The sequence below is a fragment of the Haliea alexandrii genome (genome assembly GCF_003719295.1).
Lineage (GTDB): Bacteria > Pseudomonadota > Gammaproteobacteria > Pseudomonadales > Halieaceae > Haliea > Haliea alexandrii.
Genome location: NZ_RFLW01000001.1, coordinates 1,741,117 through 1,759,130, shown reverse-complemented (window position 1 = coordinate 1,759,130; position 18,014 = coordinate 1,741,117). Strand labels below are relative to the sequence as shown.

The following is an 18,014-nucleotide window of genomic DNA, read 5'->3' as shown; positions in this document are numbered from 1 at the left end:
GACAACGGTAAGAACCGGGGCCGGAAAAAACACGGGGGTGAGCTGGCGCGCACCCCCAAGACGCTACTACTTTAGAAACGGTACGCGATGCCGACGTTGTAAACCCAGGGATCGATGTCCACATCGAACGCCACGGTCCCCACATCGGTACGGATCTTGGCCGTGGTGTCGATATCGATGTACCAGACTGCCAGGTTGACGGCCCAGTTTTCGGAGAGCGGAATATCAACGCCCGCCTGGGCAGCCAGACCGAAAGAATCATCCAGCGACAGGTCCGCTTCCGTTGCGCCGATCAGGCCATTCAACGCACCGGCAAGTGCAGGGTCGACTTTCTCATCGTAAATAAAGGTGTAGTTCACACCGGCACCCACATAGGGCTGCCAGCCTTGCTGCCCGCCACGCGGATACCATTGCATACTCACCGTAGGCGGCAAGTGCTTGATTGAGCCGGCAGGAATACCCACGCCATTGACCGTGATGTCGTGCTCGAACGGCGTTGCCGCCAGCACTTCCACGGCCCAGTTGTCGGTCAGCATGTAAACCGGAATGATGCTGAGCTGGGTGTCGTTGTCGACAGAAACCCCGGGGAGTACGGTGGGCGGAGCCGTGGGCAACACGATGTTGTCACTGTCCTCGTCTGGCGCCACGGTCACGGCGCCTGCACGCAGTATCCAATCACCTTGCTCGTAGGCAGCAGCGTTAACTGCCATGCCCGCGACCATTGCCGCCAGGGCGAGTTTAGTTACCTTTTTCATCATTAACTCCTTAATGTGGACCAGGGTGTCCATCACCCTGGGCACAGATTAAGGCAGCTTTGGAACTCGGGCATTGATGTCGGTCAACGCCGCGCGCAATGCGCGCGGCCAAGGAGGACAATCAGGACGCCAGGCAGATCGCACGTCCGTGGTCATGGGGTTCCACCAGGGTCGCGTGCAAGCCGCGAATGGCCTGCTCGTAGTCATCGTCGTTAACGATAAACTGGATGTCTACCTGACGCATCGACTGGTGAATGGCCAGCACACTGATATCGTGACTGGACAGGGCCGCCACAGTCCGGGCGAGCAAGCCGGGCACCTGCATGTCACTGCCGATGGCGGATACGATCGCCACCTTCTGTTCACGGATTTCCGCTTCCGGGAACGTCTCCTGCAACGCCTTCTTTATGCGCTTGACGGTCTTCAGGTTGACGTCGAGGTAGTGGGTCACCGTATTGGCATTGATATCCTTGCCAACGATATGGCCTTTGAAGCGCTGCACGCAACGCAGGATCTCAGTGTCGTAGTGGGCCACGATGCCCGCCATGTCCTGGTCGAACAGCTCCAACGCATACACACCCCGGCAACCCGCGATGATCTCGACGCACGCCGTGTCGCTGACGTAGTCGCCGGTAATAAGGGTACCCGTGTGCTCCGGCTCGAAGGTGTTCTTCACCCGCAGAGGGATGCCATTCTGGCGCAGGCCCTTGGCCGCTTTGGGGTGAATGGCTTCCATGCCCAGGTTGGCCAGCTGGTCTGCCACATCGTAATTGGTGCGCCCGATAGGCACGGCGTTGTCCTCACCCACCAGACGCGGGTCCGCGCTGCTGAGGTGGAACTCTTTGTGAATAATGGCCTCGCGGGCGCCGGTAAGCACGGCGATACGGCTGAAAGTCATCTCGCTATAACCGCGATCAAACTGGGTGATGAGACCTTCGCTACAGTGAGCATACCCGGTGACAATCGGCAGCTCGTGCTCCAGGTCGATATCGGCAAACGCCTGCTGCACGCACGCGTCCAGAGGCTGACTGCCCGAGCCCTGCCAACCGCTGAGGTCGACAAAGCGCGCATTCAACCCATCGCGGCACAGCAAGGTCGCCATGTTCCAGGCACTGTGGACCTCGCCCACGCTGGATAGCATTTCGCGCACTGTCACCAGATGGTCTTCCACCGAAAAGTGACCGTGCCCACACAGGCTATGCAGGTCCTCGAGGCACTTGCGGGCGTTCTCGAGACGCTCGCCGATGAACTCATTGGCTTCGAGCAATGCCTGGGCATCGGTAAATAGCTCGGCGTTAACCGCAAACATGCTGTCGCGCACCGCGTCCAGTGCCTCTTCCCAGCTGCGGTCCTGAAAACTGCTGGCGAACAGGCCGTACACGCCGGGCTTGCCATCTTTCTTGTGCTCCAGCAGCTTGTCGGTCATGCCGCCATAGGCGGAAACGACAAAAACGCGCTGGTAGGGCGTTTCGCCATTGCGCTGACCGAAAACGATGCTGTCTCGAACGGCGGCATAGTTGCTCATTGACGTGCCGCCGATTTTCTCCACGGTATGCTTGTTCACTGCTTCCCCCGTATTGTGCCCGGAGCGCACTTTCGCACTGCGCCCGCCGGGCCCGGCTACCTGTGTGATATTCGATACCTCACCCACGATACTCAGGCGCCCACGCGTTCGGCATGGAGTTCATAAGCGCCCTCGGCGTTGTGTACCTCCGTGCCATGCAACGGCGGGTTGAACACACAGGCCATTTTCATTTCCGTTGTTGCACGCAGCTTGTGCTCATCGTGCTTGTCGAGTATGTACAGCGTGCCTGGAGCGATGGGATAGACCTTGCCATCCGCCAGTGTTTCGACCTCGCCTTCACCCGACATGCAGTACACCGACTCCAGATGATTCTGGTAGTGCATGCGGAAGTCCGCGCCCGCGTAAATCGTGGTGATGTGAAAGGAAAAGCCCATATTGTCGTCTTTCAGCAACAGGCGCGTGCTGTCCCAGTTGCCACCGGGATCCTTGATCATGCGGCCTTCACGTGCCGCGGTATCCATATCTCGTACAATCATGTGGATGTCCTATGTTCGCTGTGAATAATAATAACGCCAGGCTGCGGCGACCGCCGCGTGCCGCTCAGCTTGCCTTGCGGAACCGGTCGTCGTCGGAGACGCTGTATTCATCCTCGAAAAAGTCGACGACTTCGGGAATGGCCCCTTCGGAGGCACACACTTCGGCGATGGCCTGCTCGACGATGTCGATGCCACGCTTGAGGTTCTCTTGCGAGATCGTGAGCGGACAGAGGAACTTCACGACCTGGTCGTCCGCACCGCTGGTCTCGATCATCAAACCCTTGGCAAAGGCCTTGCGCGTGATACGCCCGGCGATTTCACCGTTGACACAGTTGATGCCTTGGAACATGCCCCGGCCGTGTGTGCTGAAGTTACCCTCGCCATAGCGCGCCACAATCGCTTCGAGCCGCTCCGAAACATAGCGCCCCTTGGCCTGCACGTCTTTCGCGAACGCGTCGTCAGACCAGAACGTATCGATTGCCGTCTTCGCGGTGACAAACGCAAGATTGTTGCCGCGGAAGGTGCCGTTGTGCTCGCCCGGCTTCCATTGATCCAGCTCCGGCTTGATCAGCACAACCGCAAAAGGCAGGCCGTAACCACTGAGCGATTTCGACAGGGTGACGATATCCGGCTTGATACCCGCCTCCTCGAAGCTGAAGAACGTGCCCGTGCGACCGCAACCCGCCTGAATATCGTCCACGATCAGCAGCATATCGTGCTTGCGACACACCGCTTCGAGGTTGCGCAACCACTCGAAGCTGGCCGCATTGATGCCACCCTCGCCCTGCACTGTTTCCACCAAGACTGCAGCCGGTGCGTCGATACCACTGCTGGAGTCCGAAAGGACTTTGTCGAGGTAGGCGGTGGTGTCGATGCCATCGCCCAGGTAGCCATCGAACGGCATGCGGCTGCTGCCACCGAGGCTCACACCTGAAGCACCGCGGTGATGCGAATTACCGGTGGCAGCCAGAGAACCCAGGCTTACACCGTGGAACCCGTTGGTAAAGGAAATGACGTTTTCCCGGCCGGCAATGTTGCGCGCCAGCTTGAGCGCGGCCTCTACGGCGTTAGTGCCGGTGGGGCCCGTAAACTGGACGACAAACTCCAGATCGCGCGGCTTCAGGATTTTCTCGTTGAAGGTTTCAAGGAACTCGGCCTTGGCCTTGGTGTGCAGATCCAAGCCATGGCTGATGCCGTCCGCTTCGATGTATTCCAGCAGTGCTGTCTTGAAGGCGGGGTTGTTGTGACCGTAATTCAGTGTGCCCGCACCCGCCAGAAAGTCCAGATACTGCTTGCCGTCTTCGTCGTACAGGTACTCGCCCTGGGCACGATTGAACACGCGCGGAAAGGAGCGAGCATAGCTTTGTACTTCGGATTCAATCTCTTCAAAAATCTTCATGCATAACCTCAATGTTGTTGCTGTCATTCATTCCGTTGGTATTTGTTCGGGGGCACAGGCCGACATCAGCGGGCGACAGCGCGCAGGTCCGATGCGAACAGTGGCCCGATTCTCGCGCGAATCTCGCTGTCGTGGCTGCCCTTGAAATGGGCGTCGCGATCAAACCAAACCTCGCGTTCCAGAGTCGCACCACGACGCGTGGCGAACCCCTGAAACAGGCCCCAGGATGCGGCGTTGTCTTCGGTGATCGTGGTTTCCATGTACTGTATCCACTCATTCCCCGCCCGATCGACGATTGCGTCGAGCATGCGCCCGGCGAGTCCCTGGCCGCGACCACTCTCACCAACCGCGACCTGCCAGATAAACAGCGTGTCCGGACGTTCGGGTATGCGGTGACCGGAAATAAACCCGGCCACCTCGCCCTCTGCTTCTGCCAGCACCGACGTGCTCGCAAAATGGGAGCACTGAATGAGATTGCAGTAAGCTGAATTAGTGTCCAGGGGCGGGCAGGCCGCGATCAAGCTGTGCACTGCCATGCCATCCACCGCTGTTGGCGGCCTCAGTGTCAGGTCTTGTGCCATTGTCATTTGCCCTCGAATATTTAGTACGCTAAACATTATACCGCATAATCGATTTTAATCAAAATCACTTTTCCGGGCATTTGATTCTTTTAGGCGCCATTTGTGACTTATTGATGAAGTTTTTGTTTTTTGTTGCCTAAATATTTACACTGTACTTTGTTTGCACCGCTTTGGAGCGGGGGCATACACGCAGGGAATTAACGCCAAAGCAGCAAGCGGAGGTACACTGTGCTGGGTTTTGCTACCGAGAGAGACATCCTGTTGGCCCGTATTGATGAAGTTCTGGTCGCGCTGCGACGCGTGATTCGCGCCACCGACCTGCATTCGCGGCACCTTGCCAAGACCACGGGCCTTACGGCGCCGCAAATTCTATTGCTGCAGACCATACGCCACCGTGGAGAGGTCACCATCGGCGAGTTGGCTACCGATATCAGCCTCAGCCAGGCCACGGTTACCACCATTCTGGATCGGCTGGAAAAACGCGGTCTGGTCTACCGAAAACGCTCCAACACCGACAAGCGCAAGGTGCACGCACACCTCACACCACAGGCGATGGAGGTTCTCATCAGCGCGCCCATCCCGTTGCAGGAGCAGTTCAAACGCCAGTTCGATGACTTGCAAGAGTGGGAACAGACGATGATTATCTCGTCACTACAGCGCATTGCCAAAATGATGGACGCAGAACACATTGATGCGGCGCCGGTGCTAGATCTGGGCACACTCGACCGACAAGGCAGCCAGTACGGCGCGGAGCCTGCAGGCGACAAGGGCAAACCACAGTAGTCACGAGTCGCGTGCCGAGCAGAATTTACTTGAGCGCGCGCAGGCAAGCGCATTCGACCTGCATGATTCAGTGCGGCCGATAGCAGTGAGGGCGCGGGGGAATGGCAATATGCCGCGCTGGGTTTTCTCCACACCCTTCAATTACCCGACAATGGCGGACGCCGGGAGCATCGCTGCGCTGAAAGGTTTGAATCAGATGACGGGCTGACCGAGAAGTCAGCCCCGCATTGTTAACATTCAGCGCCCGGGCCTGATGGCGGCCACAGGCGCCCTCTGCAGAGGGATGTGTGGCCGATCAGGCGCTCTTGCGTTCGCGCGCCATGTCCATGGCCAGGTCTTCAATCATGTCTTCCTGCCCGCCTACAGTGCGACGACGGCCGAGTTCAACCAGTATGTCACGCGCCGAAAGGCCGTGCTTGGCAGCACTGCGCTTGGCAAACAGCAGGAAACTGGAGTAGACGCCGGCCCAGCCCAGGGTAAGTGAATCCCTATCCACCCGCACCATGTGGTCCATCAGCGGCACAATCAGGTCTTCCGCCACGTCCATGGCCTTGAACAGGTCTACCCCGGTTTCAACACCCATCCGGTCACACACCGCCAGGAACACTTCCAGTGGCGTATTCCCCGCACCGGCACCCAGCCCGGCGAGCGAGCCGTCGATACGGTTGGCACCCGCGTCTACCGCCGCAAGCGAGTTGGCAATCCCCATGCCCAGGTTGTGGTGACCGTGGAAGCCCAGTTCGGTTTCCGGCTTCAGCTCCGCCCGCGCCAGCGCGATGCGCTCGGTGACGTCATCGGGCAGCATGTAACCGGCGGAGTCGGTGATATACACGCAGTTGGCCCCGTAGGACTCCATCAGCTTCAACTGGATCACCAGCTCTTCCGCCGGAATCATGTGCGCCATCATCAGGAAGCCGACTGTGTCCAGCCCGCTGATCTGCGATGCCATGCTGATATGCTGTTCCGAGACATCCGCCTCGGTGCAGTGCGTGGCCACGCGGATAGTGGAGATACCGCAGTCCACCGCCATCTTCAGGTGGTCAACCGTGCCGATACCCGGCAACAACAGCGCCGACACCTTGGTCTTTTTCACGGCCTTGCACACTGCCGTCAGGTATTCCTGATCGCTGGCGGCGGGAAAGCCGTAGTTTACCGATGCGCCGCCCAGGCCATCGCCGTGGGTGACCTCAATCAGGGGGATACCGGCTTCGTCCATGGCGACTGCGATATCCACCATCTGTTGCACGGTGATCTGGTGCTGCTTGGGATGCATACCGTCGCGCAGCGACATGTCGTGCACCTGAATTTTCCTGCCTTGCAAGTTCATAGTGTCTCTCCTCAGGCCGCTGCCGGCACAAAGCGCCCGGCCAGGATTTCTTCAGCATACATTTCCGCTGTGCGCAGCCCTGCCGCCGTCATGATATCGAGGTTGCCGGCGTAGCGCGGCAGGAAATCGCCGAGACCAGCCACTTCCATGTAAATACTCACGCGCTTGCCGTCAAAGGTCGGGCCGTTCTTCAGCGTATAGCCGGGTACGTACTTCTGCACTTCGGCTACCATCTCGTGTACCGAGCGGGTAATCGCTTCCTGGTCCGGCTCGTCTGCCGTCAGGCAGTGGATAGTGTCACGCATGATCAGAGGCGGCTCCGCCGGGTTGATCACGATAATCGCCTTGCCCTGTTGGGCACCGCCAATCAATTCAACGCCTTTGGCGGTGGTGCGGGTGAATTCGTCGATGTTCTTGCGCGTGCCGGGGCCGACGGAGCGGGAGCTCACCGTAGCCACGATCTCGCCATAGGTCACCGTCTGTACACGGCTCACCGCCGCCACCATGGGGATGGTCGCCTGGCCACCACAGGTGACCATATTGACGTTCATCGCCTTCGCGGCCACGGCGTCCTGCAGGTTGACCGGTGGGACGCAGAATGGCCCTATGGCCGCCGGGGTCAGATCCACCATCACGGCGCCCTCGGCATTCACCTTGCGGCTGTTGTCTGCATGCACATACGCGCTGGTGGCATCAAAGCAGATCTGGATGTTGTCCTCACGCATGTGCGGCACCAGCCCATCCACGCCGTCGCAGGTGGTTTTAACACCCATGTCGCGGGCGCGGGCCAGGCCGGGAGAATCCGGGTCTACGCCCACCATCCACACCGGCTCGATAACCTCACTGCGCATCGCCTTCATCAAGAGGTCGGTGCCGATATTACCCGGGCCAATAATGGCCGCCCTGATTTTTTTACTCATTGCTCGCTTTCCACATCGTTGATCCGTTGCTTACACAAACCGGCAGCTGCACTCGCCGATTCCCTCAAGTTCAAGCCGCATGCTGTCGCCCGCCACGACCGGGATCAGTGGCGCCAGTGAGCCCGACAGAATCACCTCTCCTGCCTTGAACGGAATGCCGAACTCGCCGAGGGTATTGGCCAGCCACGCCACCGCCGTCAGCGGGTTGCCTTGCACCGCACTGCCCAGGCCCTCGGAGAGGAACTCGCCGTTCTTCCAGATGCGCATCTTCAGGTTGGGCAGGTCAAAGTCGCGCGGGTCCACGGCATTCTCGCCCAGCACGTAAACGCCACAGGAGGCATTATCCGCCACTGTGTCCTGAATCTTGATCTCCCAGTTGCGGATCCGTGAATCCACAATCTCGAAACAGGGCATGATCGCGTCGGTCGCGTCCAGTACATCCTGCTCGGTGACCCCGGGGCCCTGCAGATCGCGCTTCAGGCGAAAGGCAATCTCGCCTTCGGCGCGCGGCTGTATCAGGTGGCCCGCCACCGGAATATCGGCGCCGTCCGGGTATTCCATGGCATCCGTGAGGAAACCGAAATCCGGTTGGAAAACGCCGAGCATATCCTGCACCGGCTTGGAGGTAACGCCGATCTTCTTGCCCACCACGCGCTCGCCGTCCTGCTCCACACGCCGGCTCAGCATATGCAGGCTGATGTGATAGGCATCGTCAATGGTGATGTCCGGCGCGCGCTCGGTGAGCGGCGCCACCGTGCGGAATTCGCGCAAGGCGCGGTAGAGCTCATCGCCCAGAGCTGTGCGGCCGGCCTTATCCATGGCGCAGGAAATCCACGCATTCACGATTGAACAGGCTCTCGTGCTCCACCATCACCCAGTGGCCGCACTCCGAGACCAGTATCATGCGCATATGCTTGAGATTCTTGGCCATCGCCAGGATGCCGTTTTCCGGCATCATTTTCTCATCCATGCCCCAGAAGCCCAGCACCGGGCACTGGATATCCGGCAATCGCGCCGTGAGCACCGGAATTTTCATACTGGCCATAACGTGGCCGTTCATGATCTGCATGATCTGCATGCGCTCCTCGACCAGCTCGTCCGTCGCGTGGCGGGGGTCGTACATGAGGCCCGTGGCAAACAGGTCTTTCATAACCTCGTGCGTGACCGGCTCACCTGAACCAAAGACCTTGAACACCTTTTGCATACCGGGCATCTGCTGATATTCGTGCAGTTCACTCAGGCCACCGGGGGCCATCAGGATCAGCTTTTCTACCAACGCCGGGTGCTGTAGCGCCATACCCAACGCGACCGCGCCACCCAGCGAATTGCCCACCACTGTACAGCGCTCAACACCCGCGCTATCCAGCGTCTGCTTGATGCACTCGACAAAGAAGTCCAGGGTGTGGTCTACGTCGTCAGGCTTGTCGGAAAAGCCATAGCCGATGTGGTCAGGCACGATGCAGCGGTAGCCCGCCTCCACCAGAGCCGGATAGTTGCCCTTGAAGTTGCTATGGCCACTCGCGCCCGGGCCGGAGCCGTGCAGAAACACCACCACATCGCCCTGCCCTTCATCGAGGTAGTGAATGCGGTAGCCGTTGGCGCACTCCGCGTAATTGCCTTCGGGTAATAGTCCCTTGTTTGCCATGCTGTTTACCCCTGTTACCAATCAGACCGCGAAATCGCGATTTTCTTCGCCGAACAACACCGCGCCCATGTTATCGGCGAAAGGCAGCGAGTTGTTAGCGACATGCGCCTGGCTCGCGAGTATATCAAGATGACGGGCCAGCAGGTCACTGCCCACCCGGATACCGCCGCTACCCGCCGCCTTCAACATGCGCCCGGAGAGTTCCAGACAGCGGTCGGCCACCACCGCGGAATCGTAGCGATAACGCACACGATCCTCCACCGGAATCGGCTCACCAGCACGGGTGCAGTCCATCATGGCATCAAAGTTGCGCAGCATGGTCAGCTTCATTTCTTCAATGGATCCCTTCACCTCCGCCGCAAGGCGACGCACGGAGGGGTCAGCACTCATGATATTGGGGCCTACACGGCGGGTTTTCGCCACTTCCACAAAGTCGTCGAGTGCGCCCTGCAGGGCTCCCAGGCTGGCGGTGCACACGGCGCGCACAAACACCTGCATGAAAGGCAGGTGATACAGCGGCGCGTCGTTGACGGCGTTGCCCGGATTGTCGCACTTGTAGCCGTCGATCGAACGGTGGGTGCGATGCTCCGGCACAAAAGCATCCTCCACGACGATATCGTGGCTTCCGGTGCCCTGCAGGCCAACCACGTCCCAATTGTCCACGATGCGGTAATCCGTGGCGGGCACGAGGAAGGTGCGATAATTCATCATGTCAAAGGGTGCATCCGCGGTGGGCACCACGGCGCCGAGGAACGCCCACTGGCAATGCTCGCTACCGGAGGAAAAGCTCCAGCGACCGCTCAGCCGGTAACCGCCTTCCACCGGCGTGACCTTGCCTACCGGCGCGTAAGAAGAGGAAATCAGCACCGAGGGATCCTCGCCCCAGACATCGGCGGCGGCGCGGTCATCAAACACGGCCAGTTGCCAGTTGTGCACTGCGACTACACCCAGCACCCAGGCGCTGGACATGCAGTGCCGCGCCACTTCCAGCCCCACACTGTAGAATACCTGCGGGTCCATGGCGTAACCGCCCCACTGTTCGGGCTGCAACATCTTGAAAAAGCCTGCCGCGTGAAAATCAGCGATGGTTTCTGCCGGCACCTTGCGTTCCGCGCGACACTGAGCCGAGCGCGCACGCAACGTGGGGCCCAGCGCGCGCGCCGCTTCAAGCAGTGACTCAGCACGTACTGAACCCAGACTGTAGGAATCCGCTGCGGAGAGCGCAGCAGCCGATGATGTTGTCATGGGAATCTCCTGGAACCTGTTATTGGTATTGTCGGCCGGGCTGGGCCGTTCTTTGCTGCCAGCCTCCATTAAACGCCAGTGGCGCCGGTGCATCATCCTTCATTTAGGGTATGCCTATTCGACAACGGCGTCGCCAAAGGTCGTTGGCGGGCCGAAAAATGCCCGGTGCGATGGAGGCTGGTTACCGTTGATATCCGTTACGCCGTAGGCCTCACCGAGTTCGGCCCCGATGCAGACGGTGCCGGTGCGCGCCATCCTGTCGGGATCGGCCCACAGGGCGGCAATCACCCTGCCGCTGAACTCCGGGTGCTCCGCCGTGGCCATGAGGTCGGCGTATTTGTCTGGCTCGGCATCAAACACCTGCCGCGTGCGCTCGGTGAGCAACAGCCCCATCCACAATGAAATCACCGCGACCTTGTGCGGGCGGAAATCCACCGCCATATCGTGGGCCATCTTGTCGATCGCGGCCTTGCCGGCACCGTAGGCGGGGCCGTGCATGTAAATGCGACCGCCAAAGGAAGAGGTGTTGACAATCAAACCCTCTCCATTCGCCAGCAACAGCGGTGCCGCATACCAGCTGGCGGTATAGTGCGAGCGCATGCCCACGTCCCACAGTGTGGTCAGGTCTCGGGGCTTTTCCCAGAATGGCCCGGTTTGTGTGAGCGCCGGGTGCAGGCTGGTGGCGTTGTTGACAAGAATATCCAGCCGCCCGTGCTCTGCTTGCACCCGCGCGAACAGCGCTTCAACCTCGGCGTCAAGGCTGTGATCGCAGCGCACCGGCACCGCGGTGCCGCCGGCTGCTTCAATGGCCTGGGCTGTTTCCGTGAGCGAACCGGGCAACGCAGCCTCACCGGCCGCCCAGCTGCGTCCGGTGATGTACACCGTGGCACCCGTGGCGCCGAGCGCCACGGCAATACCCTTGCCAGCGCCCCGGCTGGCGCCTGTGACCACCGCGATACAGTCTCTGTCCTGTTGCATAACCACCTCTGCTTGCTTGCCCGGCCGGATTGGCCGACCATGCTACTGACCCCGGTCGCGATGACCAAGTACGCAGCGTAAAAGGCTGACCAACATATTGAGCCATTCTGGAAAAAAAGCCACGACCTGCCTGCTGTGCCTGCAGCTGGCACTACCCGCAGCTGCGGCAACCGAAAACACAGACCCGCGCCAGCGCCTGTCCGCCGCGTCACCCCTGTGGTTGCGCGCCATTGGCCAGCTGACGGTGCCGGGGCTGAAAACCGAACAGGGCCACGCCCGACATCACACCGAGCGCTGCAGCGCCACACTGATTGCGCCCGCCGGCGAGTTGCAGGCTGAGCTGATCGTCACAGCCTGGCACTGCCTGGAGAGCTACCGCGACCTCACCCGCACCATCACCTTCACGCTGCTGCCGGCCTCTTCCACGCCGCTGGTCATCGGCGCCCGCCCTGTCGCCGATGGCGGCAGCATGGCGGCAGACTGGGCGCTCTTGCGTCTGGAACACGCCGTGCCACAGGCGGAGATACCGGCGCTGGCTTTACAGCCGGGGCCGCCAGACCCGCAACGCACCGTGCTGATGGCAGGCTATTCGCGCGACGCCGGCATGGGCGACGAGGGCAACGTCTTGAGCTACGATCCGGCCTGTCGCATCACCCGCAGCAGTGCAACGCTGGGCTACAGCAACTGTCGGGCGCACAAGGGTGCATCGGGTGGAGCGGTCATTCAGCTCAACGACCGCGGGCAGCCGCTACTCAGCGGCATCATTTCCGCGGGCGACGGCCATCAGGACAGTCGTTTCATACCGGTTGTGGCACTGCGCAGCGCATTGCCTGGCACGGTCCTGACGCCAGGAGTACACCCTCGCTGATATCCAGCGAGCCGCGCTCATGCCGTCATGTCTCAGTCGCGGCGGCGCGACGCTGGCGCAAGGGCGGTGCGGCGCCCACGTGCTGCTCGCCCCGTTGTGCCGCCAACTCTATCTGGCGCTGGCGCTCGGCGAAACGGGCCTTCTGGTCATCCGTCAAGCTATCGAAACACTGCGGACAACACACCCCTGGCTGATAGCGACCCGAGGCCTTGTCCGCGGCAGTGATGGGGTGGCGACAACCGTGGCACTGGTCGTACTGCCCCTTTTCCAGCTGATGGTTAACCGCAACGCGGTTGTCGAAGACGAAACATTCGCCCTCCCAGGTACTCTCCTCCTGCGGCACTTCCTCCAGATACTTGAGGATACCACCCTGCAGGTGATACACCTCCTCAAAGCCCTCCTGCAGCATAAACGCACTCGCCTTCTCACAGCGAATGCCGCCGGTACAGAACATGGCAACCTTGCGGTGGCGGGACGGGTCGAGGTTTTCGCGCACATAGGCGGGAAATTCGCGAAAGGAGGTTGTTTGCGGGTCAACCGCCCCGCGGAATGAACCGATGCCGTACTCGTAGCGATTGCGCGTGTCCAGCAACAACACCTCGGGATCGTTGACCAGGTCGTTCCAGTCTTGCGGCGCGACATAGGTGCCGACCACGCGATTGGGGTCGATTCCGTCGATGCCCATGGTGACGATTTCGCGTTTCAGCTTGACCTTCATGCGGTAGAACGGCATGTCGGTATCGATGGATTCCTTGTGTTGCAGCGCCGCAAGCCTCGCGTCACTGCGCAGCCAACCCAACACACGGTCGATGCCGGCACGCGGCCCGGCAATGGTGCCATTGATACCCTCACCGGCGAGCAACAGCGTGCCCTTGACCCCGGCCTCCAGGCACACATCCAGCAAAGGCTCCCGCAGTGCGCGGTAGTCATTGAGGGACACGAAACGGTAGAGCGCTGCAACCACGATATCGGTCATGCCTGCGCCTCCGGCGACCCGGCCTTGCTGCCGCCCAGACAGTCCGGGGACGTCGGCGCCGAGTTCTCACGTTCCTGCCACTCGCCGGGCGAATAGGTATGCAGGGCAAGTGCGTGCACCGGCCCTTCCAACTGCGCAGCCAGCAGACCGTACACCTGCTGGTGTCGGGCCACCTGACGCTTTCCCGCGAACGCGTCGCTGACCACTACAACGCGAAAATGCGTCTCCGAGTTCGGGGGCACACTGTGCATATGGCTCTCGTTTGCCACTTCCAGGTGCACAGGTGCCAGGCCGGCAGTCAGCTGCTCACGGATTTGTTCTTCAACGGACATAAATACCTCCAAACTGTAGGGGCAATTTTACCCGAGATCGGTCCGTTGCGGTACTCGGTCTCGGCACGGTGCCCTGGCGCGCTAGCGGCTGCGACGACGTGCGCTGCGATACTGCCCCGGAGTCTGGCCGGTCCATTTGCGAAACGCGCGATGGAAGGCAGAAGGGTCGGTAAAACCCAGCTGCAGCGCCACTTCTTCGATAGAACCATCGGGACGATCCAGAGCCAGTCGCGCCGCTTCGCAACGCGCCGCATCCTTCAGCGCCTGAAAGGTGGTGCCCTCGCGCCGCAGTTTGCGCCGCAACGTGGGGGGTGACATCTCCAGCGCCTGGCTGATGGTCTCGAAAGCCGGAACGCCCTGGCTGAAGTCGTGCCCGAGCATGGCACTGACCTGCGCCGCCACCCGGCCATTACTCTCACGGTCGTCCATCAGCAGCAACTGGTAGGGAGCCGTGCGCAGAAAGTCCTGCAGCGAGTGCTCGTTGTGCACTACCGGCCAGGCAAGACAGCTCGCATCGAAGTACAACAGGTCCCTGGGTTGACCGAAGGTCAGCGGGCACTGAAAAAGGTCCGCGTATTTATCCGGATTGGGTGGCGCGCTGGCACGAAAGTCCACGCGCTGCAAAGGCAGGGGACGGCCGCAGAGCCAACCGAAAAAACGGTGCCAAAGTGACAAGCCGTATACATCCGCAGCGCCCACCGTAGGCCACGCCAGAGGACCATCATGCAGATAGCCGACCCGCGCGGTATCCTCGCTGAAATTGGCGTACAACTGGCTCTGCTCGTCAAAGAAGGTACGATAGAATTCCGCAGCACGCAGTATCGCCCCGCCCAGGTCACGGCAGGACACAATACAAAAACACATCATGCGGAATGCGCCAGGCCCGGTGAAGCCGCTGCGCACTACACCAAACGTGGAGTCCTGCAGCAACCGCAGGGCCTGCTGATAGACGCGTGAGTACTCCATTGCGGAGACCTGTTCGCGGTAACCCGGCGCTCCCTCCTGCAGTGGGTTGAAGTCCAGTTCCGCAGCGGCCAGTACCGCCGCGGGATCGTGACCGTGCTCCTCTACCAGACGCAACAGCGTGCGAACAAACCGGCTGGGCAGGTACTCTGACATTGCGAGATCAAATGCTCCTGAATGGACTCGACCGGGCCGGATGGTACCATGGCAGGCATCTCTGCGGACGCAAGCCAAGCCGTGACGGTGCCGCGGTGATCAGGAGGCTCCCGCCGACATCAACAGGCACAGGGGCATCACAACCACAATAAGATATGGAGTTCATCGGCCTTGTTCAAAACCATAGCGCTGCTCAAATGCAAACCCGGCCTCTCCCGGACGGCTTTCATCGACTACTACGAAAAGCATCACGTTCCCCTGATCCGCAGCCTGCTGCCACAGATCTGCGGGTATCGCCGCAATTTCATCGATCCCGAGGGCGCCTTTATCAACGAGGGGGCGGCAGAACGCGATTTCGATGTGGTCACCGAGATCTGGTTTCCGGATCGTGCGGCCTATGACGCGGCGATGGCCCTGCACGCCAGGCCGGAGGTCGGAGCGCGCATCGCAGAGGACGAGGAAAACTTTCTGGATCGTCGCTATACCCGCATGTTTGTGGTGGATGAGCTCGTGTCCAGCTTTCATTGACGCGGCGCACTTATCAGCTCTACCCAACGACAGCAATCACGCAGAACGAGAGGAAGGATCATGAGGGAGAATCTGCTTGCGGGGCGCAGCGCCATCGTCACCGGCGCGAGCGACGGCATCGGTCGCGCCATGGCCAAACGACTGGCCAGAGAAGGTGCTGCCGTTCTCGTTACCGATATCGATGACAAGCAAGGCGAAGCGGTCGCCGCGGCCATTCGCGACGCCGGTGGCCGGGCTGAGTATCAGCATGTTGATGTCACCAGGCGCGAGGACGTGGAAGGCATGGTGGGCCACTGCCTGGCACGCTGGGGCAGTGTCGACATCCTGATCAACAATGCCTACCGGGGTCAGCCCCCCGAGCGCCTGGAAAACAAGTCCGACGAGGACTTTGAGCAGAACCTGCGAATGAATTTCTGGGCCGGCAAATGGTCCATGCTCGCCGTCTATCCGCACATGCGCGAGCGCGGCTGGGGGCGGATCATCAACATCTGTTCACTCAACGGTGTTAACGCCCACATGGGTACCGCCAGCTACAACATCAGCAAAGAAGCGCTGCGCAGCCTCACCCGTTCTGCAGCCCGGGAATGGGCACCCTACGGCATTTGCTGCAACGTGATCTGCCCCGCAGCGATTTCCTCTGCCTTCCGCCGCTTTGAGGAGGCCCAGCCAGACCTCGCCGCCGCTACGCAGGCAGCGAACCCGATGGGGCGCATGGGCGACCCGGAGCGGGACATCGCCGGCGTAGCCGCCTTCCTGGCGAGCGAGGACGCCCGTTACCTGACCGGCAACACCCTGTACGTCGATGGCGGCGGGCACATCAACGGAGTCGCCTGGGTACCCGATCTGCCGGAATGACAGTTGCCCGCAGCGGGTCGCCCTCAAGAGTGAGCTGCTATGACACAGCAACCGGCAGCTGTTCGAAACGGTACTCGCTGAAATCCGGGTTCAGCATATCTTCACGATACCGTTGCGGCAGCCAGGGATAGATGTTGGGCGTGCCCGTTGCATCCAGATACCAGCTATCGCAACCGCCGGTGGCCCAGGTGGACTTGCCGATATCCCTGGACATTGCGCGGTTGTAGGCCTCGTAGGCTTCCTGTTTCGGTGCAACCACTGCCACACCCTCCTGTTTCATCCTGTCGATGATGGCGATGACACAGGCAATCTGGTGCTCGGAAATATCGATCAGTGAGGTGTTGCCGAACACACCGGTCGGCCCTTCGAGCATGAAGAAGTTAGGGAAGCCGGGAAACGTCAGCGCACGATGTGCCCGTGGCGCATCGCGCCAGAAGTCCGCCAGCTCCAGGCCATTCTCCCCGGTTACGCGCGTCGGCAGAATGAAATCAGAAACCTGAAAGCCGGTCGCCAGCAAGAGAACATCCAGCTCATGCACCCTGTCGTCTGCGGTTTTTACACCTTCAGGTACGATTTCATCAATCCGGTCGGTTATCAGTGCCACGTTGTCCTGCTGCAACGCGGGGTAATAATCGGAACACATAATCATGCGCTTGCAGGTCGCCTTGTAGTTGGGCGTTAACCTGGCCCGCAGTTCAGGATCGGGAACCTGTTCTCGCAGAAAAGCCTCACACGCATCCTGAACCCGCTGCTGTTGCTTTTCATCACCCAGGGTTGCTCTGGCAAACGTGTGCTCCATCAACCAGCGCATGAAGTGCCGGATCGCCAGTTGCAGGCCCGGCACCCACCGCAACATGAAACGCCAGGTTGCAGAATACTTCTTCTGCGGCATGGCGTTTAACCAGTGTGGCGTGCGCTGGAACACATCGAGGTGCGCCACCTCCCCTGCAATTGCCCCGACAATCTGGCAAGCGGTTGACCCCGTACCGATAATACCCACACGTTTACCTTTCAGGGAAACATCATCGCGCCAACGGGCAGAGTGCCACTGCAGGCCGGCGAAACTGTCCAGGCCCTTGATTGCCGGGTACGCTGGATTCACCAGCACCCCGGTGGCCGCAATCACCAGGTCGAATATCTCCACATCGCCATGCTCAGTGGTCAGCTGCCATTGCGGGCCACGGTATTTCAGGTCTGTCACCCCGCAGTTGAGGTGAATATCCCGCTTCACCTCGTACTTGTCGGCCACCTTGTTCATATAGGCCCAGATCTCCGGTCCGTAGGAGAAGCGGTGTGTCCAGTCAGGGTTGGGCTCGAACGAATAGGAGTAGAAGTGGGAAGGCACATCACAGGACAGGCCCGGGTAGTGGTTGTCCCGCCAGGTGCCGCCTATTTTCTCCGCTTTCTCGAAACAGGTCAGATCCGTGTAACCCTGCTTGCGCAGCTGAATGAGGGCACCGATCCCGGAGAACCCCGCACCGATGATGGCAATGCGGGGCTGACGGCCTTGTGCGGCCCAGGCACCTGCGGGTTCAAACTGTTCCCGTGCAACACTCATGTTCATGGCTTGTTCTCCCAGACGGCTTTTCTAAAGACAGGCCAGTCACACAAACCGGCGCAAACTGTTGGGGACTTTACCCGT

General features: G+C 60.4%; 19 protein-coding genes. 4 read left to right on the top strand and 15 right to left on the bottom strand.

Annotated features, from left to right (window positions below):
* Positions 1-71: 71 nt before the first annotated feature.
* From EGJ68_RS07940 to ectA, 5 genes are all read right to left on the bottom strand, one after another.
* The gene (locus EGJ68_RS07940) at positions 72-755 is read right to left on the bottom strand and encodes an OmpW/AlkL family protein (RefSeq protein WP_123033889.1); all 684 of its coding nucleotides are present in this window, start codon (positions 753-755) and stop codon (positions 72-74) included.
* Between the two features lie 121 nt (positions 756-876).
* Positions 877-2,319 carry an aspartate kinase gene (locus EGJ68_RS07935; RefSeq protein ID WP_123034120.1) on the bottom strand — a complete coding sequence of 481 codons (1,443 nt, stop codon included), beginning with the start codon at positions 2,317-2,319 and terminating at the stop codon, positions 877-879.
* Between the two features lie 92 nt (positions 2,320-2,411).
* Positions 2,412-2,816, bottom strand: a complete 405-nt coding sequence (locus tag EGJ68_RS07930; protein WP_027948485.1) for an ectoine synthase — start codon at positions 2,814-2,816, stop codon at positions 2,412-2,414.
* 64 nt (positions 2,817-2,880) lie between these two features.
* Positions 2,881-4,215, bottom strand: a complete 1,335-nt coding sequence (gene ectB / locus EGJ68_RS07925) for a diaminobutyrate--2-oxoglutarate transaminase (RefSeq protein WP_123033888.1) — start codon at positions 4,213-4,215, stop codon at positions 2,881-2,883.
* Between the two features lie 65 nt (positions 4,216-4,280).
* A complete protein-coding gene (gene ectA / locus EGJ68_RS07920) occupies positions 4,281-4,796 on the bottom strand; it encodes a diaminobutyrate acetyltransferase (protein ID WP_269845657.1) in 516 nt (171 codons plus the stop codon).
* A gap of 228 nt (positions 4,797-5,024) precedes the next feature.
* Between ectA and EGJ68_RS07915 the strand changes: the two genes are divergently transcribed.
* Positions 5,025-5,579 (top strand): MarR family winged helix-turn-helix transcriptional regulator, encoded by a 555-nt coding sequence (locus tag EGJ68_RS07915; protein ID WP_269845656.1) that lies wholly within the window; start codon positions 5,025-5,027, stop codon positions 5,577-5,579.
* A 295-nt stretch (positions 5,580-5,874) separates the two neighbouring features.
* Here the strand turns inward: EGJ68_RS07915 and dmpG are convergent, their stop codons facing one another.
* The 6 genes from dmpG to EGJ68_RS07885 form a co-directional block, all read right to left on the bottom strand.
* The gene (gene dmpG, locus EGJ68_RS07910) at positions 5,875-6,906 is read right to left on the bottom strand and encodes a 4-hydroxy-2-oxovalerate aldolase (protein ID WP_123033886.1); all 1,032 of its coding nucleotides are present in this window, start codon (positions 6,904-6,906) and stop codon (positions 5,875-5,877) included.
* Between the two features lie 11 nt (positions 6,907-6,917).
* Positions 6,918-7,826, bottom strand: coding sequence for an acetaldehyde dehydrogenase (acetylating) (locus tag EGJ68_RS07905; protein WP_123033885.1), 909 nt, complete (start codon positions 7,824-7,826; stop codon positions 6,918-6,920).
* A 30-nt stretch (positions 7,827-7,856) separates the two neighbouring features.
* The gene (locus EGJ68_RS07900) at positions 7,857-8,645 is read right to left on the bottom strand and encodes a fumarylacetoacetate hydrolase family protein (RefSeq protein WP_123033884.1); all 789 of its coding nucleotides are present in this window, start codon (positions 8,643-8,645) and stop codon (positions 7,857-7,859) included.
* Positions 8,638-9,471, bottom strand: a complete 834-nt coding sequence (locus EGJ68_RS07895; protein ID WP_123033883.1) for an alpha/beta fold hydrolase — start codon at positions 9,469-9,471, stop codon at positions 8,638-8,640. Before EGJ68_RS07895 ends, EGJ68_RS07900 begins: the two co-directional genes overlap by 8 nt.
* 21 nt (positions 9,472-9,492) lie before the next feature.
* On the bottom strand, positions 9,493-10,716 hold the full coding sequence (locus EGJ68_RS07890) for an acyl-CoA dehydrogenase family protein (RefSeq protein ID WP_123034118.1): 1,224 nt from the start codon (positions 10,714-10,716) through the stop codon (positions 9,493-9,495).
* A 114-nt stretch (positions 10,717-10,830) separates the two neighbouring features.
* Complete coding sequence (locus EGJ68_RS07885; protein ID WP_123033882.1) at positions 10,831-11,694, bottom strand: SDR family NAD(P)-dependent oxidoreductase; 864 nt, start codon at positions 11,692-11,694, stop codon at positions 10,831-10,833.
* Positions 11,695-11,791: 97 nt separating this feature from the next.
* On the opposite strand from EGJ68_RS07885, the gene EGJ68_RS07880 reads away from it, so the two are divergent.
* Positions 11,792-12,562: a trypsin-like serine peptidase gene (locus EGJ68_RS07880; protein WP_158283561.1), complete on the top strand. Its 771-nt coding sequence runs from the start codon at positions 11,792-11,794 to the stop codon at positions 12,560-12,562.
* Positions 12,563-12,587: 25 nt separating this feature from the next.
* Here EGJ68_RS07880 and trhO read toward each other — a convergent pair whose 3' ends face one another.
* From trhO to EGJ68_RS07865, 3 genes are all read right to left on the bottom strand, one after another.
* Positions 12,588-13,538, bottom strand: a complete 951-nt coding sequence (trhO, locus tag EGJ68_RS07875; RefSeq protein WP_123033880.1) for an oxygen-dependent tRNA uridine(34) hydroxylase TrhO — start codon at positions 13,536-13,538, stop codon at positions 12,588-12,590.
* Positions 13,535-13,870, bottom strand: a complete 336-nt coding sequence (locus tag EGJ68_RS07870; RefSeq protein WP_123033879.1) for a BolA family protein — start codon at positions 13,868-13,870, stop codon at positions 13,535-13,537. Before EGJ68_RS07870 ends, trhO begins: the two co-directional genes overlap by 4 nt.
* An 81-nt stretch (positions 13,871-13,951) precedes the next feature.
* The gene (locus tag EGJ68_RS07865) at positions 13,952-14,989 is read right to left on the bottom strand and encodes an AraC family transcriptional regulator (RefSeq protein WP_123033878.1); all 1,038 of its coding nucleotides are present in this window, start codon (positions 14,987-14,989) and stop codon (positions 13,952-13,954) included.
* Positions 14,990-15,160: 171 nt separating this feature from the next.
* On the opposite strand from EGJ68_RS07865, the gene EGJ68_RS07860 reads away from it, so the two are divergent.
* Both EGJ68_RS07860 and EGJ68_RS07855 read left to right on the top strand, forming a co-directional pair.
* Positions 15,161-15,517, top strand: coding sequence for an EthD domain-containing protein (locus EGJ68_RS07860; RefSeq protein ID WP_123033877.1), 357 nt, complete (start codon positions 15,161-15,163; stop codon positions 15,515-15,517).
* 60 nt (positions 15,518-15,577) lie between these two features.
* Positions 15,578-16,372, top strand: a complete 795-nt coding sequence (locus EGJ68_RS07855) for an SDR family NAD(P)-dependent oxidoreductase (RefSeq protein ID WP_123033876.1) — start codon at positions 15,578-15,580, stop codon at positions 16,370-16,372.
* Positions 16,373-16,409: 37 nt separating this feature from the next.
* Here EGJ68_RS07855 and EGJ68_RS07850 read toward each other — a convergent pair whose 3' ends face one another.
* Positions 16,410-17,936 (bottom strand): flavin-containing monooxygenase, encoded by a 1,527-nt coding sequence (locus tag EGJ68_RS07850; protein ID WP_123033875.1) that lies wholly within the window; start codon positions 17,934-17,936, stop codon positions 16,410-16,412.
* Between the last annotated feature and the right edge of the window lie 78 nt (positions 17,937-18,014).